Below are 23,095 nucleotides of genomic sequence, written 5' to 3' on the forward strand. Positions count from 1 at the left end.
TTCTGCATAAGCTGTTTAGATAAAAATAAATAGGATTAAAAATGACTATTCGGCTGTTTTAAAAATTCAATTTCTTCTGCCGTCGAGCTTCGCCCTAAAATTTGATTACGGTGAGGATAACGTCCAAAACGATCAATAATCACTTTATGCTTTTTCTCAAAATCTAAATTGAGTGGATTGCCCAGCTCTTCAAAAAGTTGTAAAGCTTGGATATGGATAATTTTTGATTCACTATGCATAAATGGCATATACAGGAATGAACGCTGTTCGGGGCTTAATTGTTGATCTAAATTCAGCTGAATTGCTTCTTGTGCTAGCGCAAGTGCTAAGGCATCTTGTGCAAAAGATTCAGCATGATCTCGATACAAATTACGCGAGAATTGATCTAAAACAATAATTTCAGCCAAGCGACCTTCTGCTGTGGCACGCCAAGTCCATAGCTCACAATGTTTGGCTTGATCCAAGGTATGTGCAAATCGTTGGTGCAAAGTTTGATCGAATGCGTCACTTTTTGCGAACCAAAATGGTTGAGTTTCTTCACTAAACCAAAAATCGATAATTTCTTGATAATTCATAGTAGTTACAATTCTTTAGTGGTAATTTTTCTATAAAATCACAAATTTTAGATGTCTTGTAGAGGTAGTTTGTGTTAAAAACTTTTCCGAAATAAAGTGAATAATTCATTTAAAACAACGATGCTTATACGTGTATATCGATAAATAACGTTATACTGCGCGCATCAAAACATTTTATTTTAAAAAATTCTTTAAGATAAGCGAGTAAGTATGAGTCAACCCGAAACGATTTCCCAATCTTTAGTACCAAATTGGGTGGATTCTACCTTATTCAGAGGCATGTTACGTGGCATCGAACGTGAAAGCCTGCGTATGCAAAGTAATGGCTTTTTATCACAGGCTGATCATCCTCAGTCTTTAGGCTCAGCCCTAACACATCCGCATATCACCACAGATTATTCAGAAGCTTTGATGGAGTTTATTACACCTCCCAAAGAAAGCATTCCTGAAGCGTTAAGCTTTTTAACCGATGTACATGCTGTTGTGCATCGTCATTTAGAAAATGATGAAAAGCTATGGACTTTGTCCATGCCATGTATGCTGGATGACAAAGAAGAAAATATCCGTTTGGCGCAATATGGCACATCCAATATTGGTCAATTCAAAACCTTATATCGTCATGGTCTCGGCATTCGTTATGGGCGCCGTATGCAGACGATTTCGGGTGTGCACTATAATGTGTCTTTCCCAGATGCGTTATTTGAACAATTACAACAGCATGAAAGCAATGAAGCGCTTAAAGCATTAAGCCTGCAAGATTATCGCAGTCATCGTTATCTCGGATTAATCCGTAACTTTATTCGTTTAACTCCTCTCGTGATGTATTTGGTAGGTGCCAGCCCTTCAGTCTGTAAATGCTTTATGACAGGGCGTGAGCATCAATTGTTGCCTTTAATCAAAGGCACATTATTTCTACCTTATGCCACAGCATTGCGTATGGGGCGTTTTGGTTATCAAAATTCTGCACAAAAACAATTGGGTATTCATTACAATAATTTAGAAAGTTATGTGGCTGAATTACAAAAAGCAGTCAATTCACCTTATGCACAGTTTAGTCATTTAGGTTTAAACGATGCCAATGGTCAGCCGATTCAAATTAATGATCACGTCTTACAAATTGAAAATGAATACTACAGCTTAGTCCGTCCAAAACAAGTGCCACAAGCAGGGGAAACGCCATCTCAGGCCTTGTCAAATCGTGGGATTGGCTATGTTGAGTTACGCGCGGTAGATGTAAATCCATACAGCGCTATTGGTATCGATGAGGATACAGCTGGCTTCTTGGAAGTGGTTGCGTTGTATTGCTTGCTTAAAGAAAGCCCAGATTTATGGGATGAAGAACAAGATATTATTGAGCAAAATCAGGCTGAAGTGGTCAATCGTGGTCGTGCGCCAAATGCGAAAATCATTGAAGCGGGTGTTGAATATCCATTACTTGAGTGGATTCAACAACATGTCACCGCCATGCAACCACTTGCAGATCTACTCAACCAATCCTATGCAACAGATTTATATCGCCAAGCGTTGATGGTGATGCAAACACGTATTGATGATGTGGATGAAACACTATCAGCGCATGTGATTGCCGATACTGTAGAGCAAGGTGGTACATGGAATTTTGGTGGCTATATGGCCAATCAACATATCCAAAGTTACGAACAACATGTATTAAGTCCGGAAACTTTAGCGTATTTTGAGGGGCTTACTCGAACATCTCTCGCAGAACAACAGCAACTTGAACAAAATACAAGTATAAGTTTCGAGGATTATCTGAGTAAATTTAGATAAAGCATTAATTAGATAATGAGGAAGTTCCATGCAATGGCGTAGTTATCGCTTCGTAAGTGGTCTTTTATTTTTGGCGAGTGTGATTGGTATGTCATTTGCGCTCTATTTAGAGCATGTACAAGGCCTTGAGCCATGTCCACTATGTGTATTTCAACGTATTGGATTGATTGGTCTAGGGCTAATTTCACTGATTGCCTTTTTGCATAACCCAAAAACAAATGTATTTAAACGCATTTATAGCGTTTTGGGTTTAGCTGCGATTTCTTGGTCAGTTGGTGTTGCCGCTCGTCATGTGTGGCTACAGAATCTACCCAAAGATCAGGTCCCAAGTTGTGGTCCCGGTCTGGACTATTGGGTCAACACTTTGCCTTTAAAGGCTGTGTTTGAAAATGTGCTTAAGGGTTCTGGCGAATGTGCCATGGTTGATTGGACTTTCTTAGGACAGTCTTTACCTGTTTGGTCATTACTGTTTTTCAGTGTATTGGCATTGATCAGCCTGTGGCAGTTGTTTAGAAAGTACTAATTTAAAAACATTAAGAGCCAGTCTAAACTGGCTCTTTTTTCATATAAACTTCAATTATTTATAAATCAAGCAAAATCATGAATCATAAAATAAATTTAGCCGGGATCGGCATACTGGTCTGCTTGGCTACAACACAAGTCTCTGCAAAACCAGCCAACAATGTGGTCAGTAAAGATGTGTCTTGTCAGTTTAAATCTAAGTTTGATGACACTATTCCAGCCGATGTTTCCTATATCAAATTGGGCGCTCAGCCATTTAAAAAATTTATTGTCGATCCAGATTATTTTTCAAGTCGAATTGAAGACTGTCAGTTACATGGCGGCAGATACTACGTATTGTCTGTGTCGCAGAGCCATCCTGCTAGAACGCTTGCCCAGTCGCTGATTGAGGTGACGCAATTTGATTTAACAGGCAAAAAGCTCAGCCAAAAATTTTATAATAAAGCTTGGACTTGTGAATTAAAACAAGGCTTTATTGCAAAAAATCAACGCTTATTGATCGATACCCAATGTGCAGAAAAATCAAACTTTGATGAATATGGTGACATGATTGATCCTCAGCAGAACAAGTCTTATCAAATTGAAGTGAAATAGCAAAAAAGGCTGATTGAAGATCAGCTTTTTTGCAATTAAGTTTCAACAATCCCTTGCATACTTTCTAATTTAATCAAGTATTTGCGAATTTGTTCTTCTGCCAATTCATCATGGTGCGGATAAAACCATTTGGCAATTTGTTCCGAAACCAAAGGATGATATTGAATCTCAAGATGGTTTAAGCCATAAAACACAGCTTTATGCGATTCAGGTAATTTCAACTGGAAACGTGGGTTCGGGTGTTCACCCAAGGCACTTTTAACACTGACCAGATAGTCGCCAATCACTTTTAAGGTGCGGTTTTTGCGGTTTTCAAACTCCAAGGTACCTGCAATTAAAAAGGTATTGATATGCGACGGTAGCGGAGCTGGTTTACGGTTGTCATCCATCAAACCAATACGGGCATTGTTATGCTCCCAGTCATCATCTCGAACACTTCCATAACGCAAGTCTAAGATGCCATTACTGCGGATATTGACGATATGGCTGATCATTTTAACAATCGGGAAATTACCCACTTTCTCTTGCATGGCAAATCCGAAACGTTCTAATAGCGCACCATGATGCGGAGAACCAATACAAACCAGATTCTCAACCATGTGGAACCACTGATGCATGTTTTGTTTACCATAGAACAGCGCACTGCGAGAAACCAAGCCACCCATACTGTGTCCAATTAAATCAATGCTGGTAATGCGAGGGTTACGTTTGATTAAATCTTCTAAAAGATTTGCCAATGAACGTCCATTGGCTGAAATTCTGCGTCCAGTATTGTAGTGAAAATACAACATGGTGTTGTGGTCACGTTGCGCCAAGAGTTTCTCACCAATACCGCCATTGTTACGATTGGTCCAGTCTTGATAATTCATACATAAACCGTGAGAGAAAATCACCACACGGCCAGCCAAATCACCTTGCTGTAATGAACCATAATGATCATAGAGCACAGGTGACAGTGCGAGCGGATTATGAGTTGCCAACAAATAATCACCCAACACCCCATTTAAAACACTGACCAAAAAAGTCATATGAGAGGTCAATGGCTTATCATGTAAATTTGGGAAACGTTCAATGGTTTTACGTAAAATTGGGGCAATCAGGTGGCTACCATAATTTTGCAATGCGTGATAACCAAATTGATAGAATTTATCGACAATTGGACGGGATTGGAATCGTTTGGCTTTTTGTTTACTTAAGCCAAAAATACTCAGCAACATTTCACGTTGAATCGACTGGATAAAGTCTTGAACCATGCCACTGAGTGGTGTACTCACTAACTGCGCTAAACCTTCTAATACATCGGCCTGACTTGGAGGCGAACGATCCCACTTACAATAGGTTTCGTGTAAAGGGGTTAAGCTTGGCATTGTTATTTCCTCATCCATATTGATCTTGAACAAAGACTTTATTTTTGCTGTAGATCAATGTATAAATCCCTAGGCAATCATCTTATCTTGTTCATCCTGAACGCTATTTAAAATACCGATAATTGCGATTAAGTTTTAGTTTTTTGTCGGACAATATCCCAACATATACAAATTAAAACAATAATGTGATTTGAATCACATTAAAAATTAAAACATTGGTGGTAAAAAAGCAAACTATTTTCAATGAATATTATTTATTTACATGGTTTTAAAAGTAGTCCTTTATCAATAAAAGGGCAACAACTAGATGATTATTGTCGATGCTATTCATCGCATAGTGTGCATTTGCCTGATTTAAACCAGCATCCGCAACTGGTTTTAGATCAAATTTCAGCGCTCATTGAAAAATTGCCTGATGTTGCACTGGTGGGGAGTAGCTTTGGTGGCTTTTATGCGACACAATTGGTCGCAAAATATGGTGTGCCTGCTGTTTTAATTAATCCAGCTATGCGACCATGGCAATTGTTCAGTAACTTATTTGGGATTGAACAAATTCCCTATAAGATCAATGAACAATGGACTTTAGATCGTTTACAACTTAACTACTTGGAAGCGATTGCCGTGCCGTTTGTACAAGATGCAGACAAAATACTGGTCTTATTGCAACAAGGTGATGAAGTTTTAGATTATCGTGACGCTGAACGGTATTATAGTGCAGCTCCACACACATCATTGATCATGACAGAAATGCATGGTAATCATGCGATGGAAGATTTTGCAGATAAAATACCCATGATTCTGGAATTTTTATCATACTCCGTAAAATAAAAGGAAAAAACTCAACGTGTCTCAATATACGGCCCAATCACTTGAAGTATTATCTGGTCTAGATCCTGTACGTCGCCGTCCAGGTATGTATACCGATACCACTCGTCCAAACCATTTGGCGCAAGAAGTAATTGATAATGCTGTCGATGAGGCACTTGCAGGACATGCCAATAAAATTACTGTCACGGTATATAAAGATGGTTCGTTGTCGGTCGAAGACAATGGACGTGGTATGCCAGTCGATATTCATCCTGAATACGGACAAAGCGGGATTGAAATTATCCTAACGAAACTGCATGCAGGCGGTAAATTTAGCACCGATAACTATCAGTTTTCGGGCGGTTTGCATGGTGTTGGAATTTCCGTGGTCAATGCCTTGTCCGATCGTGTTGAAGTTGAAGTTCAACGCCACGGCAATCTTTATAAAATGGCGTTTGAACATGGTGAACCTGTTGCGCCTTTAGAGGTTTTGGAAGGCAAAGCGCCAAAACGTGCTACGGGGACAACAGTACATTTTTGGCCAGAAGCGAAATATTTTGATTCACCTAAATTTGCTTTAAAAGCGTTAAAACATAATCTCAAAGCCAAAGCTGTATTGGCTGCTGGTCTACAAATTAATTATATTGATCAGATTAATGACGAAAAAATTGAATGGCAGTTTGAAAATGGTCTCGTCGACTATTTGATGGATGAATTACAAGATCGTGAAATCATTCCAGATCCTGCCTTTGTCGCAACGGGTGAAGCTGAACGCGCCAGCGCTGAGTTTGCAATTTGCTGGAATGCTGAGGGTGGCGAACAAATTCAGGAAAGTTATGTGAATTTGATCCCGACAGCACAAGGGGGAACCCATGTAAACGGGTTACGCTCAGGTGTTACCGATGCGATGCGTGAGTTTTGTGAGTTACGTAACTTGTTGCCACGTAATCTCAAATTGTCTGCTGAAGATGTTTGGGACGGGGTCAATTATATCCTGTCGCTTAAATTCCAAGAACCACAATTCTCAGGACAAACCAAAGAACGTCTTTCAAGCCGAGAAGCGTCTAACATTGTTTTAAATATTGCCAAAGATGCTTTTGCACTCTGGCTAAATCAAAACTCTGAAGTGGCCATGCAATTGGCTGAGATTGTGATTGCGAAAGCGGGTCGCCGTTTAAAAGCAGCGAAAAAAGTTGAACGTAAAAAGATTGTTGCCGGCCCTACCTTGCCCGGAAAACTATCAGATTGCGTGGGTCATACCCTTGAAGAATCAGAACTGTTTATTGTCGAAGGTGACTCTGCCGGTGGTTCTGCAAAACAAGCACGCGATAAAAACTTCCAAGCGATCATGCCGATTCGCGGGAAAATTTTAAATACTTGGGAAGTGTCTTCTGACGAGGTGTTGGCTTCTCAAGAAGTGCATAATATTGCGATTGCGATTGGCGTAGATCCGGGCAGTGATGATCTTTCCGAATTACGTTATGGCAAAATTTGTATCCTTGCCGATGCCGATTCAGATGGTTTACATATCGCGACCTTGCTTTGTGCACTCTTCGTCAAGCATTTCCCTGCAATGGTCGATGCTGGGCACCTATATGTTGCAATGCCTCCATTGTTCCGTATCGATGATGCCAAAGATGTTTATTACGCGCTTGATAACGAAGAGTTAGAAGCTATCTTAAAGAGAGTTAAATCTAAAAACCCACAAATTACTCGATTTAAAGGTTTGGGTGAAATGAACGCCAGTCAATTGCGTGAAACCACCTTAGATCCAAATACACGCCGTTTGGTGCAATTGGATTTGGACGATACGCATCACACAACAGGCTTACTGGACAAATTACTTGCCAAAAAAAGGTCAGGTGATCGTAAAGACTGGTTAGAGCAGAAAGGTAATTTAGCTGATTTGAGTGTTTGATTGCTGAACTCATTCATATTTAAAAAATGATGCCTGAGAGCATCATTTTTTTTGATACCTCTGAAACATCGCATTGATGCAAACAGAATTACATTCTTCGTCGTACAAATAATTTCTGCATTATCTTTCTATTTTTTCTCCTATTCTTTTGCCTCTACGCCATCCATCTCAGGGATTGGATTATCCCGTCAAAAATCGTTTGGCGCTGTAACGCAAAATTTATCCCGAAAGCCCTAAAATTTAATTTTGGGTAAATTTTTTGCACTCTCATCGCTCATTTTAAACAAAAAAAATCGCACTTAATTTGACCAGTGTGGCTTTTAATCTCGCATTTTTACTTGCTAAGTGCTGGCTATATCCAGTGATTGAAAGGCATTTGATGCCTATCAATGTGTCTTAACCTTATATAAAAATAACAGTGTCTAATATTTTGATTTTATTATTTTTTATCAGGAAAACTACTTAACGATAAAACTACAAATTCTCCACTTGGCATAAAAATTGAATTAAGCCTGTCAGGTAAAAGCAAAATCGCGCATTCAAAAATGCACCAAAAGGTTTGGAGAGAAAAAGATGATGTTCCAACAAAAAATGTTTTCAAAAACACTTCTCGCTGTGGCAATGATGGGGAGCATTGCGCTGACGGCTTGCTCAAAACCCGCAGATAAAACGGAAGCGAAACCCGCAGCAGAAAATAAATCGGCAACTGCTACAGGCGGTGACACAATTAAAGTGGGCATCTTGCATTCATTGTCTGGAACCATGGCAATCTCTGAAACATCGCTTAAAGATACGGCACTGATGGCAATCAATGAAATTAATGCCAAAGGTGGGGTGATGGGGAAAAAGCTTGAGCCTGTTGTCGTCGATCCTGCATCAGACTGGCCATTATTTGCTGAAAAAGCCCGCCAGTTAATAACTCAGGATAAAGTCGCTGTCATTTTTGGCTGCTGGACTTCAGTTTCTCGTAAATCAGTGTTACCAGTTGTAGAGGAGCTCAATGGTCTGTTGTTCTATCCAGTGCAATACGAAGGCCAAGAACAGTCTAAAAATATTTTCTATACAGGTGCAGCACCTAACCAACAAGCGATTCCTGCTGTTGAATATTTAATGGGTGAAGAGGGAGGTAAGGCGCAACGTTTTGTCCTATTAGGTACCGACTATGTTTACCCGCGAACCACCAACAAAATTTTACGTGCATTCTTAAAGTCTAAAGGTGTTGCCGATGCAGACATCATGGAAGAATACACACCATTTGGACACAGTAATTATCAAACCATCGTCGGCAATATTAAGAAATTCGCTGCGGGTAAAAAGACCGCGGTTATTTCCACCATCAATGGCGATTCTAACGTACCGTTCTATCGTGAATTGGGTAACCAAGGCATAAAAGCTTCCGATATTCCTGTGATGGCCTTTTCAGTCGGTGAAGAAGAATTACGCGGGATCGACACCAAACCACTGGTCGGGCATTTGGCATCTTGGAACTACTTCATGTCTGTGAAGAATCCAGTGAATACCGAATTCGTCAATAAGATGAAGCAATACGCAGTCGAATATAAGCTACCCAATGCCAGTAAATTGGTGACCAATGACCCAATGGAAGCCACTTACGTTGGCATCAATATGTGGAAACAAGCCGTTGAAAAAGCGGGAACAACGGATGTAGATAAAGTCCGTGAAGCGATGGCAGGTCAAAGCTTTAAAGCACCGTCTGGCTATACCTTAAGTATGGATGCTACTAATCATCACTTGCATAAGCCTGTGATGATTGGACAAATTCGTGGTGATGGGCAATTTGATGTGGTTTACAAGAGCCCTCAACCGATCAAAGCGGAACCATGGAGCCCGTACATTCCTAAATAAAGACTTTACGACCCCAAAAGCCCGCTATATGCATAGTGGGCTTAACTGATGACTCAACTTTAAAGGTCATTGTATTTAAACAAAAATAGGGGGAGTTGCACATGTCACTTAGACTGAAACTCGCAGCACTTTTTTTTACGATCTCTCAATTATTTCTTATTCAACAGATTTTTGCTGAATCTGTGCATAGTGCGCAATCGTCATCCGCTCAGCCAGCGGCAAGTCATGATGACGCCATTCAAAAATTTGTACGTGCAGATTTTGCAAAGCGTCGAGCGATGCTGAATCAATGGCCAGCAAGTATAGACGAGCTTGATAAGCTGGTGGCCTATGTCGAAAACGACGAGCTTTATACCGACAGTTCGGGAAATACCTACATCATGAAAGCTGGCGATAAACTGTTCAGTTATCCAGATGAAAAGGCAATTACTGATTGGCCAGGTGATTTAAATCAAGTGACGCTGGTCAACACTTTACATAAAGCCTTGAGCTTTGGTCAGGCGAAGATCAAGTTACAGTCCCCAGATGCATCACAGCGTTTGGCTGCGATTGATATTTTGGAAAATAATTTAGATGAACTGGATATTAAGGTCATCAACCAACTTTATCTCAATGAAAAAAATAATAAAGTGAAGGCACGTTTAGCCCAGTTAAAAGCACGAATTGATTTTAATAGTCCAGATACGCTCACCAAAATTCAAGCGGTTAAAACCTTAAAAGATTCTAGTCGTCCTGATGTTCTGGCGATCATCGAACAAGCGCTAACACAGCCAAACTTAAATCCAGAATTAAAGGCTGCATTGGTTAGTGCGCAAAGTAGTATTAAAACCCGCATTCAAGCCAGTGAATGGACAGGACATGTTTTTTCAGGCCTCAGTACCGCAAGTATTTTATTGCTCGCAGCATTAGGACTGGCGATTACTTATGGCTTACTCGGTGTGATCAATATGGCACATGGCGAGTTGATCATGATCGGTGCTTATACCACTTATGTGGTGCAAAGTTTCTTTAAAACCCATTTGGGTACTTATGTCGATTGGTACCTGATTGCAGCAATTCCAGCAGCGTTTTTAGTCAGTGCTTTGATTGGCATGTTGATAGAACGAACCGTGATTCGCCCGTTGTATGGCCGTCAGTTAGAAACCTTGTTGGCGACCTTTGGTGTCAGCCTTATTTTGATGCAATTGGTCCGGATGATTTTTGGTGCGCAGAATGTGGAAGTATCAAATATTTCATGGCTGTCAGGCGGGATTTCGCTTACACCTAGTTTGATGCTGCCGTATAACCGTATCGCGATCATCGTCTTCACCATCGCTGTATTACTTTTACTGGTTTACCTGCTCAATAAAACCCGATTTGGTCTATTCGTCCGTGCAGTCACGCAAAACCGTCAGATGGCACGTGCTGTCGGTATTCGCTCTGCACGGATCGATATGATGGCCTTTGGACTGGGTTCAGGACTTGCAGGCTTAGCAGGCTGTGCCTTGGCACAAGTCGGCAATGTCGGACCTGACCTAGGGCAAAACTATATTATTGATGCTTTCCTTGTGGTTGTTGTGGGTGGCGTTGGTCAGGTTTGGGGTGCTGTGCTTGCCGCATTAGGTTTAGGTGTGAGTGGAACAATTCTCGAAATTGGTATGGGCGCAGTGCTCGCCAAAATTATTCTCTTGGTTCTTGTGATTCTGTTTATTCAAAAACGCCCACAAGGTTTATTCGCTATCAAAGGTCGTTTTGTGGAGTAAGCCTATGAAAATCACATCATTACTTTCAGATAAACCCTATAGTGCAATTGCCATTGCTGTATGTTTCGCTGTGATGCTGATTCTGCCGTGGTTTCATGTGTTACCACAAGATTCAGCCTTACACCTCTCAGCATATTGGGTGACTTTGATTGGTAAAATCATGTGTCTCGCCTTGGTTGCACTGGCTTTGGATTTGGTCTGGGGTTATGCCGGCATTCTAAGTCTGGGGCATGGGTTATATTTTGCTTTGGGTGGTTATGCTTTTGGTATGTACCTGATGCGAGAGTCAGCAGGCGAGCAATTACCTGACTTTATGCGCTTTCTCAGTTGGACTGAGCTGCCTTGGTATTGGGTCGGAACCCAGCATTTCTTATGGGCTTTGGCTTTGGTGATTTTGGTACCAGGCGTGATTGCCTTTATCTTTGGATTCTTTGCATTTCGTTCCAAAATTAAAGGTGTGTATTTTTCGATTATCACCCAAGCCATGACTTTTGCTGCTGCACTGTTGTTTTTCCGCAATGAAACAGGTTTTGGCGGGAACAATGGCTTTACTGGATTTAAAACCATTCTTGGGATGGATATTACCTCTGCTTCTATGCGAGCAACATTGTGTTTCCTTACGGCCTTAGTGTTGTTACTGAGCTTTATCGGCTTACGTAGTTTAATGAATAAGCCTTATGGTCGAGTGTTGGGGGCAATCCGTGATAGCGAAAACCGGTTGCAATATTTAGGCTATCGTACCCTGTGGTACAAACTGTCGGCATGGGTCCTTTCAGCGGTGATTGCCGGAATTGCAGGTGCATTGTATGTCCCACAAGCAGGCATCATTAATCCAAGCGAAATGAATCCTGTGAATTCGATTGAAATGGCGGTTTGGGTTGCAGCAGGTGGTCGTGGCACATTGATTGGCCCAATTCTAGGTGCAGGTCTGATCAATGGAGTTAAAACCTATTTTACCGTTGCATATCCTGAAATATGGTTATTGATCCTTGGTGCATTATTTATCGTTGTAACCATCTTCCTCCCTAAAGGGGTGATTGGATTGCTTGAGCGCTTTAAAAAGGAGGATCACTAATGTCAGAGCTATTGTCAGATTTGGGCTTAAATTCGCAACATGGTGGTCAAATCGGTGAGGGCTATGGTCGTCCTAAAGCTGAAGGTGCCGATTTCAGCCATGGTATTGCACTTTACTTAGAAAAAGTCAGTGTATGGTTTGATTCTTTCCGCGCTTTAAATGATTTGTCTCTTTACATTGAAGAAGGGGAGTTGCGCTGCATTATTGGGCCAAATGGTGCGGGAAAAACCACATTGATGGATGTGATCACTGGTAAAACACGTCCTACCGAAGGTTCTGCCTTTTTTGGTCAAAACTATGATCTTGCCAAAATGAGTACTGAACAAATTGCAGAAGCGGGTATTGGTCGTAAGTTTCAGAAACCGACTGTATTTGAAAATTTTACAGTGATGGAAAATCTGCTCCTTGCTGCACCAAAAGACAAAACCGTGAAAAAAAGTTTTTTTAGCAAGCTAAGTCCCGATGCACAGTTGGCTTTGGATGAGTCGTTGCAACAGATTCGTTTACAAGAGTTTATTCAAAAGCCTGCGGGATTGTTATCACATGGTCAAAAGCAGTGGCTAGAAATTGGCATGTTGTTGATGCAACGGCCTAAACTGATCTTGTTGGATGAACCTGTAGCGGGAATGACCGATGCTGAAACTGAACGCACAGCAGAGTTATGTTTGGAATTAAAAAAGAATCATACCTTGATTGTGGTCGAGCACGATATGAGCTTTATCGACACCATCAGTGAGAAAGTTACTGTGCTGGCACAAGGTGCCATTCTTGCAGAAGGAACCTTGGCGGAAGTACAAGCCAATGAAGATGTGATTGAAAAGTATTTAGGACGTTAAGGGGAGCAATATGCTAGAAATAAAAGACGTCAATCAATTTTATGGGGGCAGTCACATTCTCCGTGATGTGACTTTAACTGCGCCGATTGGTGAGTGTTCTGTGGTTTTGGGACGGAATGGTGTGGGTAAAACCACCTTATTAAAATGTTTGATGGGAATTTTACCGATTAAGTCTGGGCAAATCTTATTGGATGGCAAAGACATTGCTAAAATGAGCCCTGAACAGCGTGTACGCGCGGGTTTGGCCTATGTTCCTCAAGGGCGTGATATTTTCTCAACCCTGACTGTAGAGGAAAATATTTTGATCGGCATGGCGAAGTTTTCAGGCGCAAAAACCCGTAAAGTTCCTGAGCATTTATATGAAATTTTTCCTGTCTTAGACGAAATGAAACATCGCCGTGGCGGTGATTTATCGGGTGGACAGCAACAGCAATTAGCCATTGCACGTGCTTTAGCATCGGAGCCGAAAGTTTTGATTTTAGATGAGCCGACCGAAGGAATTCAGCCTTCGATTATTAAAGATATTGGTCGAGTGATTCGAAAATTGGCAGATGGTGGCGAAATGGCGATTGTACTTGTAGAGCAATTCTATGATTTTGCCGAGGAGCTGGCCGATAACTATACCGTGATGGCACGTGGTCAAGTGGTTGCACAAGGCATCGGTGAAGAAATGCCTGAAAAGGGGATTCGTGATTTAGTGGCGATTTAACAGAATCGTGAAAACATTTTGTTTACCTCCCTGAGTCAAGGGAGGTGTGGTTAAACCCTATATTATTGAGGCTCAACTTTCTGATAATAGCCTGTTGATGAAACATTCATACCAAAGCCACAATCGGCTTGTTCATTTAATTCTTTCACTTTAATAAAATTGCCTAAAGAGGAGTTATAGGTGAAATTGATGTCAATTTGACAATTTTCAAAACGATAGCTTGCTTTCTTGGCATGAAGTGGCATTTCTGTTTCAAATTCGCCAATATTTGGACCATAAAGTAGGCTTCGAGCACCCATCCATAGACCAGTGAATTGAATGAGATATTTCTGATCACGTTTTTTAATGGTGATATTATTCCATTCGCCAAAACCTGCATAACTGGCATATTCTCCTGTTAAGTCATTGTTTGGTTTTGGTGTTACTAACTTTTTTAAATTAAATTGACTGGTTTTTGTGGGTTTAATTTGAAACCACGCTCTTGACCATAAGGGTTGATTGAGTTTGCTATACGTTAAACCCACATTATTATTGGCAATGTCGATGTCATTATCTGAAACCCGAATGCCAGTGTCTTCTTCACCCACAGACTGACAAAAAGCACTCCAAGATGCTTGTCTTTGAAACTGATCAAGCGCTTTTTTATAGTTTTTCTGGTCGTAAAATTTTTGTCCCAATTTACGATATTGACTGAGTTTGGCACAACCCTTTTTTATATTTTGTTCATCGTAGTCGTAGTCAGCAGCATGGCTTGCTGTATTAAGTATCAATGCAAATGGTGCCAATAGACTGATTATCATTTTATTCATCGATATTCGCTCTGAAGTTCAGCAATATTGTTTATGGTTATACAACAGATTTTGAAAAAGCGACAAAAAAAATTTACGACGGATGCTGTATAAATACTGCTCTATTTTAATCAAAATTTAATTGCATCAACACCAAATCACGCCACTGCCCAAATTTTTGTCCGACTTGTGGCATGTAACCTGTTTGTTTAAATCCGAGTTGTTGGTGTAGATAAATCGAACCAGTATTTTCATGGTCAATTGCAGCAACCATAACGTGGATATTGTGCTGTTGAGCATGTTCAATCAATTTCAGCATTAAGCGTTTGCCGAGTCCTTGTCGAGTAAATTCTGGGTCGATATAAACAGAGTGCTCAACTGTATATAGATAACCGTTGATTGCTCTAAAGCTTGCATAATCGGCATAGCCTGCAATGGCATGAGTCGCTGTTTCTTCAGCAACAAAAAGTGGAAATTGCTGTTGTTGTAATTCTAGAAACCACTGTTGGTAATCTGCGAAAGTCTTTAATTGGCTGTTCCATGTTGCTAAACCTGTTGCAATTTCATGATTATAAATACGCATAATCTCAGTTAGGTCAGAAGCTTGAGCAGGGCGGATCTGAAAATTCATGGATACAGGTCAATGGAAAATTGATAGGGGTATTCTAAAAAGATTTATTTTTAAGGGCAATAAAAAAAGCAAAACCGAAGTTTTGCTTTCTGATCAATGGATTTAGCTCAGTCTTAGAAATGATACTTGATTAAAGCGCTGACATTATTTTCGTCTTTGCCTGGAACACCGTATTTGTTGTGCCATACAGAGTGTTCAACACCAAGATATAGACGGGTATCTGGAGAAATGTGTTTACCCGCATTCCATTTCCATTGTGTCGTCCAGTTCAACTCGCTTGAGTGTGCAACTTGATCTTTTTCTGCAGTTGACCAATCAAGGAAACCGTCCACAAGGAATTCTTCAGATGCAATTTTAAATGGAATTCCATAGGTAAATGTCAATTGATAGTCATCTTCTTGGATTTCATTATTGGCACGGTAGAAATTTAATTGCGCATATTGAAAATAAGGAATGGCTAAATCAACACCAACACCGTATAGGTAGTTGTTCATGTCTTTACCACCTTCCCAAGTGGTCGCAATTAATACGTCTTTAATTGGGCCTAATTCAAGTTTTTTCCCAGAAACAGCGCCTAAGCTAAGACGTGGAGAAACCTCAAAATAAGTATCCGACTGACCATCACTGTTGGTACGGTCAGCAAAGGCAAAGAAATCACCGTATTTAAGTTTGGCAGCATACTCAAAAGTGATGGTAGATTGTTTCTCATCTGGTGTTAGTTCATAGTTTTCACCATAAAGACCAGTAATACTAAAATCTTGCCAAACAGGCGCAGCTTGAGCCAAAGTTGCAGTTGAAGCGAATGCGCAGATAGCCGCAATTTGTGTAAGTTTCATGAATTCTTCCTTTCCCCCAAGAAAAGCGCTTCAAGAATACAGATTCTTAAATAAAAATAAAGCGAAAATTAGATGGAATGAAAATAAATATGTAAACATCAAGAGGTGAAATGTTTTAAAACGTGAGTCGCATATTTAAAGCAAAGATTTAAAATTTATATCCATTAAAAGTTTAAGAATTAAACATAGTTGATGTTTTTAGTCAGAATTAGTCATTAAAAAATCAATTAAATCATTTAATTATAAAGTAACGTAACAAGATGTCATTTTTCATATTCTTTTCATAAAAAAGTTAAAAATCTACTTGCATATTTTCCAATATGGCCTGATATTGAATGTATAAGAACACCTATCTGCAGATCGTTAAAAGTGTTCATCTTTGCAATAGAGGAGTTACGGTTCCAATTTATTGTAGGTGAAAAGCTGTCTTATACAGCAGGCGCAAAGTGTGCCGAAAATATAAGTTTTGCACTCGTTTTTTGATTAGAAAGAGGATGTTTTTTATGAATATAGAAATCCGTACAGATAAAAATATTAGAAATAGTGATCGTTTAATTACTTACGTACGCGATGAGCTAAATCAAGAATTCCAACGTCATAGCGAACGTATTACCCAGTTTTCAGTTCATATCAGTGATGAGAACGGTGACAAAGGTGGGGCGGATGATATCCAATGTATGATTGAAGTCAAAGCAGCAGGTTTGAAGCCAGTCGTGGTAAAACATCGAGCGAAAAACATTGATCTTTCATTACACGGTGCGATAGATCGCGTAAAGCGTAGCCTAGAGCACGTATTAGAAAAAATTGAAAATCCACGTGGTGGAAAACTAGAACTTGCTGATGCAGATGAAGCATGATCTGATAAAAAGCCCTTCGGGGCTTTTTTATGGTCTTCAATTTTATGGTTTTAAAACAGTCCTTGATTATCTTCTTTGTCATAAATGAACAATAAATGCCATTTATAAAATAAAAGCGACACGATTAAAATTTTTCAAAGCTATTTTAAAAATATTCGTCATAATGTTGTATAGGAATAGAATAGTGAGATCAAAATGTTATCAGCACAACAACAAGTCTTTATACAGGCTTTAGAAGATTTAGACCTTGCTCAAGTCAAACGTTTGCTTGCAGATGGATTTGATCCTAACTTTATGGAACCTGAAAAAGGACCAGCTGTTTCAATTTGGTCAGATGGATTGTTTAAATGGTGGGAAAAAATTTGTGATGCCTATGAAGCAGGTCATCCTTTAACGGCAGAACAAAAAGCACAAGATTTACAACCGCATTTAGATATTTTGGATGCTTTAATTAATGCCAAAGCAAACTTTTATTTGTGGGACACTGAAGAGTGCTATGGTCCACTGTGGGATGCAGCAAGCGCAGCCTGTGTACCTGCAATTCATAAGCTTTTAGATCATAAGGTTGACCCGAACACCAAAGATGAAGAAGGTAAGACTATTTTATCCTCGATCAGTGATTTGTTCTTTGATTGTGAATTTGATCAAATAGATTGGTCTCAGGCTTTACCTGAAGAGAAAGAATCTTTAGAGTTACTACGTAGTCGCGGTGCGAAAATGTCCAAAGAATTATCGTAAATTTTGAGTCTTCATATGGCAATTTTAAATAGAATCACATTAGCCCTTGCTTCGAGTCTAAGTATAAGCGCAATGGCAGCAGAATTTTCTTTTGATCGTCCTGGAACTGGTTTTGGAACAGGAATCACGCCAGTGGGTCAATTGGCTTGGGAGCAAGGTCTACCAAGTGCAACCTATACAGAAACTAAAGTAGATGGCGCAAAAGCAAAAACTGTAACCCTCAATGGTGATATGCTGCTCCGTACTGGTTTAACCTCTAGTATGGAGTTACAGTTAGGCTGGCAGGGTCCAGCTTGGACTCAAACCAAATATAGAGGCATTAAAGAGGATGACTCTGGTTTAGGTGATGTTTCTATTGGGATTAAAAAAGCCATCGACTTAAAAGATGATAAATTATCCATGGCTATTTTGGCTCAAGCCTTGATTGCAACGGGCAATGATGGTTTTAGTGAAGAAGATGATATTTATAGCATCGGCACATCATTAGATTATCAGTATAATGATTTGGTCAATACTGGAATCACCATGAACTATGCTGTGCAAGATGGGCATTGGTCAGTGACCGCTGTACCTACTGTCGGTTATAAAATTGCTGGTAATCTTTCAGGGTTCTCTGAGTTTGTCTATTCAAAAACAGAAAGCCAAAACTATAAGTATGGTCTAGGCTCTGGTTTGATCTATGCGGTTAATGAGCGTACCCAACTTGATGGAAGTGTGGGTGTCGATTTGGAAGGGCGAGACCGTAGTTATAAAGCTGGTTTAGGTGTGGCATTCTTATTCTAATCAATTCAGTCTGATACATCGTCAAGGAGTAGTTGATCTACTCCTTGATTTGTTTTCAAAGCGAGCAATTTTCGAAATGCTTTTAGAATAGTCTTATCTTGTGTATGCTGAGTTCAAAATAAGCAATAAACACAGGAGTATTAAAATGTTAGAACTGTTTATTGGTGATAAAAATTACTCGACTTGGTCGATGCGTCCATGGTTAGTGATTCAGCATTTTAATATTTCATTTACAGAGCACCTAATCCCTTTTGATCACTTTGACCTCGATAGCCAATTTAAACAAAGTATTTTAAAAATAAACCCAACTGGCAAAGTTCCAGCTTTAGTAGACGATGGCTTTTTAGTTTGGGATTCTTTGGCGATTTGTGAATATCTGGCAGAAAAGTTTCCTGAAAAACAATTGTGGCCTCAAGATGTAAAACAACGTGCACGCGCAAGATCGATGTCCGCTGAAATGCACAGTAGTTTTATGGCTTTGCGTAGTTGTTGTGATATGAATTTAGATGCTGATTTAAAGCATATTGGTGCACAGCTTTGGCAGGAAAATTTAAAACTACAGCAAGATGTAAAACGGATTGAACAATTATGGTCGGAGCGACCAGACTCTGACAGTTTTTTATGTGGTGATGAGTTTACTATTGTCGATGCTTTTTATGCGCCAGTTGTGATGCGGTTTATGGGTTATGGCATTGCAGTATCAGCAAACAGTCAACGTTATATCGACAAGATATTAGCCGTCCCTGCTGTACAGCAATGGATAGCAGAAGCGCAAGCAGAATTTCGATTTGTAGCATGTGAAGAGCAATATCGCAGTCAGGTTTAATCTATTGAATACTGCTAAGCTATTTCATTGATTTGAGCGCGGTAGAGCTGTACTTGATTGCGCCCAGACTGTTTGGCCCGATATAGCGCTTTGTCTGCCAGATGAATAATTTTACTAATATTGTCATCGTCACTGGAGGTGGCAATACCAAAACTGGCGGTCAGCTGAACATAATGATGATCAAGGGATTCAAGCACTTGGTTTTGAATCGCCAATCGACAGCGTTCAGCAAGTGCTTGAGCAATGTTTAAAGAGGTTTCAGGTAAGGCAATAATAAATTCTTCACCGCCATAACGAGCCACAATATCCGACTGACGAATGTGAGATGATAATAATTTGGCAACTTGACACAATGCTTCATCACCAAAATGATGTCCATATAAGTCATTGATTTCTTTGAAATGATCAATATCAATCAAGATAATGGCATATTCGGTTTGCTTATTTTGGATATCATCAAGCTTTTCATTAAAAAAACGACGATTATATAAATTGGTCAGTGGGTCAATTTCACTGAGTTTTTTGATTAATGACTCTCTATGTCGCCACTGAGACAGTAAAATCTCACATAAAATCAAACATACAATTAAAATAGGAATAATAAAATATAGCATTGTTCCTACCCAGAACGGGTTATCATGCCGATTATTTTCTAATATATGTGTATTAAAAATTGGGGCATACGGAATGATGCGCCAATAAGTACAAAGCATCATTGAAATATAGAACAGTAGTGCAGTGCTAATTTGCAGATAAATAATTTTTCTATTGAATAAGATTAAACCCACACCAGAAATACAAACAAATGCAAAAACAGTAGCTGGACTATAGATACCAACGAGGAAACCATCAGCAAGCATTAAAAGAATAAAAATACTGATGACAATATGGGGGAGGATAGTGTTCGCCCATTTTTTATTTTGAAAGAAATAACAAAATGCAATCAGAAAAAAAAGCAGTAGGGTTGAGCCAGCATTGACCACAAGTTGTGAACGAATCAAGGAGATATTGACCCATTGCCAAGTTTCTGGATTTAACAGGATAAAAATTTTCCATACAATCCATGATAAATGAAGGGCAACAGTCAGGAACAGAATCAAGATACATTTATGTAAACTGCTCCAATTCATAATGATATTTGAATCTAATTGTTGTTTCAGCTTTTGCCAGTAATGATTAAGTCTTATATTCGATACCTTCATTCATAATTATTCCAGGGTTTTTCAAGCTGTAATTCATTAAGTACTGATTAATAATTTTTTAAATTATAGTGATTAAAATTTATTAAAACAAAGAATTGTTATCATTTATTTGTTAATAAACAGGTATTTTATTATTAATATAAAGTAAATAGTGGTGTAATTAATTTTTAAATATACAGATGTTTTAAGACAAAACACCTGTGCCCGAATAACAAGGTTTACGATTGGTTTTCGCAATATATAATGCTTGATCTGCTTGTTGTAACACTGCATTACTCATGCTGTCATGTTTAGAAACAGATGCACCACAACTTGTTTGAAGTGGGATGACTTTGTTGTTGATCTTTAAATCATAATGATTAATTAAACGTGATAGACGATCTGCGATATGACGTGCTTGATCCTGAGTAACATCACTGAGAATTAAAATAAATTCAGATTCGCTATAGCGGCCAACAAGGTCAGTTTCACGGATATTTTGTAATAACTCTTGGGCTATAGCCGCTAAAGCTTTATGTGCAATTTTTAGATTGTATTTGTTCTTGATTTCACACAAGTTATCAACACTAAGCAAAATGATACCAAAGTTAGAATCAGTCTGAGGATGTAATTCTTTTAAATAGGTATTAATTGCAAACTGATTATAAATACCTGTATGTGGGTCGATTTCCAAACTGTTACTCAGTTGGTTTTTATATATTAATTTGGCAATAAATGAGTGTTTCAATACTTGATTGAATAATGAATGAATTTTACGTCGTTTTTCGGAATAAATTTTATTACGCATAATCTAATCCATCCACACTTGGATTTTTATTGTTGATGCCTAGAATGTAGCAATTTATTGACTTAAACTCAAACTAAAGTTTAAGTAAATACTTGAAGGATATATACATAATTTAAAAAAATGTGATTAATTTTGTAGTATAGGTTAAGAGTCTGTTGAAATTTGAAAAAGCACTAAACATAAATCTGACAAGCAATATAGTTTCAATGAATTGTATGGTTATTATTGTAGTGAATGCTCATTTTTTAAATTGATTATTTTATTTTTAAAGATGAACAACAGTTTGGTTTTTAAAATCATCTGTTGTTCATTATTTGGTCAATATTGGGATCAATCTTTGTCAATTTTATGAGCAAATTCAGCAATATCTGCTAAAGATTGTTTTGCTTCATCAAACCATGGGCTAAACATTTGGAAATTATGCCACATTCCCGTATATAGCTTGTAATTGACTTGGACACCAGCAGCTTTGGCTTTTTCTTCGAAACGTTGCGCATCTGACAAAAGAATTTCTTTAGAACCAATTTGAACCAAGGTTGGAGGCAACCCTGCAAAATCTCCGAAAATAGGCGAAAGTGGGGGTAAAGAACGATCCATGTTTTTCGGTACGTAAAAATCAATACCAGATTCAAGTGCTTCGATTGACAGTAAAGCATCATGCTTCTGATTATAGCGTAAAGACTCGCCTGTTAAGGTCAGGTCTAAGAAGGGTGACATTAGGATTAAAGCGCTAGGGAGTTGTTGCTTATTTTCTTCTTTGATTCGTAATGCGAGTGCCAAAGCCAGATTCGCTCCACAAGAATCACCTGACACAATAATGTCTTTCGCTAGCACGCCTTGATCTAAAAGTTGCTGATAAATATCATAAATCGCATCACTTGCTTCAGGGAATTTACTTTCAGGTGCGAGCGGGTAATCGACATGTAAAACTTGCATTTGTGTACGTGCAGCAACTTCAGATAAAAAAGCCCGATGGGTTTTGATAGAACCGACAAAAAACGCTCCACCATGAATATGAAAAATCATTTGAGTCGCATGCGCTTGCGGTTTAATTTCTTCTGCCCGAATCCCCGCAATGCGCAAAGAACGGATCTGTACATCTTTACGTTGTGGAAAAACACGTGCAAGTTGTTCTATTCCAAAACGTGCAGTTGCCGGGGGAAGATTGAAACGACTTGGAAATTTGAAGCTAGATTTAAGAATAGATTCTGTAAGATATTGTTTCAGAGCTGGGTTAATCTTCATGTTCCTTCCATATTGTTAAACTTTTGACTTTATTTTTGTTGATTTATCAACATTTGTTACAAGGGTACACTATATAGTCACATTCAAGAATTGCTAAATCGACGTAAATTTTTGATACTATAAAGTGTCAATTAGACTAGGGAAAACAAAACAATGAAAAAAATTGTACTTGCATTAGGCTTATTATCAGCAACAGTTCTTGCAAATGCTGCGGATCCACTCAATGGAACAGTTTGGAAAACAATTGATGACACAACGAAACAGCCAAAAGCAATTGTGAAATTCACTGAACAAAAAAATGGAACATTGACGGCAACAATTCAAAGTATTTTAACACCAGGTGAGGAAAATACTTGTACCAAATGTGAAGGCCCTTACCACAATAAATCATTGAAAGGCGTGACGATTGTCAATGGTTTAAAAAATGTCGGTGGTAAAAACTATGACAATGGTACGATTCTAGATCCTAAAAATGGCAAGACCTATAAACTCAAAGGTGAACTTGCTGGTAATCAGTTAAAGTTACGTGGTTATATGGGTATTTCTGCTTTAGGTCGCAACCAAACTTGGGTGCGTGCAAACTAAGCAGATTGATTCACTGCA

The 23,095-nt window shown here is 39.0% G+C and carries 23 protein-coding genes; 15 read left to right on the forward strand and 8 right to left on the reverse strand.

Annotated elements, in window-relative coordinates; all coding sequences use genetic code 11:
* Window positions 1-35: 35 nt before the first annotated feature.
* Window positions 36-575 (reverse strand): DUF924 family protein, encoded by a 540-nt coding sequence (locus ASC84_RS17635; RefSeq protein ID WP_004718682.1) that lies wholly within the window; start codon window positions 573-575, stop codon window positions 36-38.
* A 210-nt stretch (window positions 576-785) separates the two neighbouring features.
* Here ASC84_RS17635 and gshA point away from each other — a divergent pair, with 210 nt between their 5' ends.
* From gshA to ASC84_RS17650, 3 genes are all read left to right on the forward strand, one after another.
* On the forward strand, window positions 786-2,363 hold the full coding sequence (gene gshA / locus ASC84_RS17640) for a glutamate--cysteine ligase (protein ID WP_056517128.1): 1,578 nt from the start codon (window positions 786-788) through the stop codon (window positions 2,361-2,363).
* 28 nt (window positions 2,364-2,391) lie between these two features.
* Window positions 2,392-2,886 (forward strand): disulfide bond formation protein B, encoded by a 495-nt coding sequence (locus ASC84_RS17645; protein ID WP_004818338.1) that lies wholly within the window; start codon window positions 2,392-2,394, stop codon window positions 2,884-2,886.
* A 77-nt stretch (window positions 2,887-2,963) separates the two neighbouring features.
* A complete protein-coding gene (locus ASC84_RS17650) occupies window positions 2,964-3,479 on the forward strand; it encodes a hypothetical protein (protein WP_056517131.1) in 516 nt (171 codons plus the stop codon).
* A gap of 35 nt (window positions 3,480-3,514) precedes the next feature.
* On the opposite strand, the gene ASC84_RS17655 is transcribed toward ASC84_RS17650, so the two are convergent.
* Window positions 3,515-4,846, reverse strand: a complete 1,332-nt coding sequence (locus ASC84_RS17655; protein WP_004818342.1) for an alpha/beta hydrolase — start codon at window positions 4,844-4,846, stop codon at window positions 3,515-3,517.
* 243 nt (window positions 4,847-5,089) lie between these two features.
* On the opposite strand from ASC84_RS17655, the gene ASC84_RS17660 reads away from it, so the two are divergent.
* The 7 genes from ASC84_RS17660 (at window position 5,090) to urtE (ending at window position 13,799) form a co-directional block, all read left to right on the forward strand.
* Window positions 5,090-5,674, forward strand: a complete 585-nt coding sequence (locus ASC84_RS17660; protein WP_004718672.1) for a YqiA/YcfP family alpha/beta fold hydrolase — start codon at window positions 5,090-5,092, stop codon at window positions 5,672-5,674.
* Window positions 5,675-5,690: 16 nt separating this feature from the next.
* Window positions 5,691-7,571: a DNA topoisomerase IV subunit B gene (gene parE, locus ASC84_RS17665; protein WP_004718669.1), complete on the forward strand. Its 1,881-nt coding sequence runs from the start codon at window positions 5,691-5,693 to the stop codon at window positions 7,569-7,571.
* Window positions 7,572-8,147: 576 nt separating this feature from the next.
* Window positions 8,148-9,437: an urea ABC transporter substrate-binding protein gene (gene urtA / locus ASC84_RS17670; RefSeq protein ID WP_034611328.1), complete on the forward strand. Its 1,290-nt coding sequence runs from the start codon at window positions 8,148-8,150 to the stop codon at window positions 9,435-9,437.
* A 101-nt stretch (window positions 9,438-9,538) separates the two neighbouring features.
* Entirely contained in the window at window positions 9,539-11,179 is a 1,641-nt protein-coding gene (urtB, locus tag ASC84_RS17675; RefSeq protein WP_056517135.1) for an urea ABC transporter permease subunit UrtB, read from the forward strand.
* 4 nt (window positions 11,180-11,183) lie between these two features.
* Window positions 11,184-12,254: an urea ABC transporter permease subunit UrtC gene (gene urtC / locus ASC84_RS17680; protein WP_004718664.1), complete on the forward strand. Its 1,071-nt coding sequence runs from the start codon at window positions 11,184-11,186 to the stop codon at window positions 12,252-12,254.
* An 11-nt stretch (window positions 12,255-12,265) separates the two neighbouring features.
* A complete protein-coding gene (gene urtD / locus ASC84_RS17685) occupies window positions 12,266-13,090 on the forward strand; it encodes an urea ABC transporter ATP-binding protein UrtD (protein ID WP_171077748.1) in 825 nt (274 codons plus the stop codon).
* A 10-nt stretch (window positions 13,091-13,100) separates the two neighbouring features.
* Window positions 13,101-13,799: an urea ABC transporter ATP-binding subunit UrtE gene (gene urtE, locus ASC84_RS17690; protein WP_056517139.1), complete on the forward strand. Its 699-nt coding sequence runs from the start codon at window positions 13,101-13,103 to the stop codon at window positions 13,797-13,799.
* Window positions 13,800-13,861: 62 nt separating this feature from the next.
* Here the strand turns inward: urtE and ASC84_RS17695 are convergent, their stop codons facing one another.
* The 3 genes from ASC84_RS17695 to ASC84_RS17705 form a co-directional block, all read right to left on the reverse strand.
* Window positions 13,862-14,608, reverse strand: coding sequence for a hypothetical protein (locus ASC84_RS17695; protein ID WP_056517142.1), 747 nt, complete (start codon window positions 14,606-14,608; stop codon window positions 13,862-13,864).
* Window positions 14,609-14,714: 106 nt separating this feature from the next.
* Window positions 14,715-15,218, reverse strand: coding sequence for a GNAT family N-acetyltransferase (locus ASC84_RS17700; RefSeq protein WP_004718653.1), 504 nt, complete (start codon window positions 15,216-15,218; stop codon window positions 14,715-14,717).
* Window positions 15,219-15,331: 113 nt separating this feature from the next.
* The gene (locus ASC84_RS17705) at window positions 15,332-16,054 is read right to left on the reverse strand and encodes an outer membrane protein OmpK (protein ID WP_056517146.1); all 723 of its coding nucleotides are present in this window, start codon (window positions 16,052-16,054) and stop codon (window positions 15,332-15,334) included.
* Window positions 16,055-16,557: 503 nt separating this feature from the next.
* Between ASC84_RS17705 and ASC84_RS17710 the strand changes: the two genes are divergently transcribed.
* The 4 genes from ASC84_RS17710 (at window position 16,558) to ASC84_RS17725 (ending at window position 19,258) form a co-directional block, all read left to right on the forward strand.
* Window positions 16,558-16,911, forward strand: a complete 354-nt coding sequence (locus tag ASC84_RS17710) for an HPF/RaiA family ribosome-associated protein (protein ID WP_004718651.1) — start codon at window positions 16,558-16,560, stop codon at window positions 16,909-16,911.
* A 195-nt stretch (window positions 16,912-17,106) separates the two neighbouring features.
* Window positions 17,107-17,649 (forward strand): ankyrin repeat domain-containing protein, encoded by a 543-nt coding sequence (locus ASC84_RS17715; RefSeq protein WP_004718650.1) that lies wholly within the window; start codon window positions 17,107-17,109, stop codon window positions 17,647-17,649.
* A 15-nt stretch (window positions 17,650-17,664) separates the two neighbouring features.
* Window positions 17,665-18,432: a transporter gene (locus ASC84_RS17720; RefSeq protein ID WP_004718649.1), complete on the forward strand. Its 768-nt coding sequence runs from the start codon at window positions 17,665-17,667 to the stop codon at window positions 18,430-18,432.
* Window positions 18,433-18,577: 145 nt separating this feature from the next.
* Window positions 18,578-19,258, forward strand: a complete 681-nt coding sequence (locus ASC84_RS17725; RefSeq protein ID WP_004718648.1) for a glutathione S-transferase family protein — start codon at window positions 18,578-18,580, stop codon at window positions 19,256-19,258.
* 14 nt (window positions 19,259-19,272) lie between these two features.
* Here ASC84_RS17725 and ASC84_RS17730 read toward each other — a convergent pair whose 3' ends face one another.
* The 3 genes from ASC84_RS17730 to ASC84_RS17740 form a co-directional block, all read right to left on the reverse strand.
* The gene (locus ASC84_RS17730; protein ID WP_224964554.1) at window positions 19,273-20,388 is read right to left on the reverse strand and encodes a GGDEF domain-containing protein; all 1,116 of its coding nucleotides are present in this window, start codon (window positions 20,386-20,388) and stop codon (window positions 19,273-19,275) included.
* A gap of 256 nt (window positions 20,389-20,644) precedes the next feature.
* A complete protein-coding gene (locus ASC84_RS17735) occupies window positions 20,645-21,247 on the reverse strand; it encodes a GGDEF domain-containing protein (RefSeq protein WP_004718646.1) in 603 nt (200 codons plus the stop codon).
* A gap of 330 nt (window positions 21,248-21,577) precedes the next feature.
* A complete protein-coding gene (locus tag ASC84_RS17740; RefSeq protein ID WP_056517147.1) occupies window positions 21,578-22,492 on the reverse strand; it encodes an alpha/beta hydrolase in 915 nt (304 codons plus the stop codon).
* Between the two features lie 153 nt (window positions 22,493-22,645).
* Between ASC84_RS17740 and ASC84_RS17745 the strand changes: the two genes are divergently transcribed.
* Window positions 22,646-23,077 (forward strand): DUF2147 domain-containing protein, encoded by a 432-nt coding sequence (locus tag ASC84_RS17745; RefSeq protein WP_004718644.1) that lies wholly within the window; start codon window positions 22,646-22,648, stop codon window positions 23,075-23,077.
* The last annotated feature ends 18 nt before the right edge of the window (window positions 23,078-23,095 follow it).

Origin of the sequence: Acinetobacter sp. Root1280 (assembly GCF_001425285.1) — a bacterium.
Lineage (GTDB): Bacteria > Pseudomonadota > Gammaproteobacteria > Pseudomonadales > Moraxellaceae > Acinetobacter > Acinetobacter guillouiae.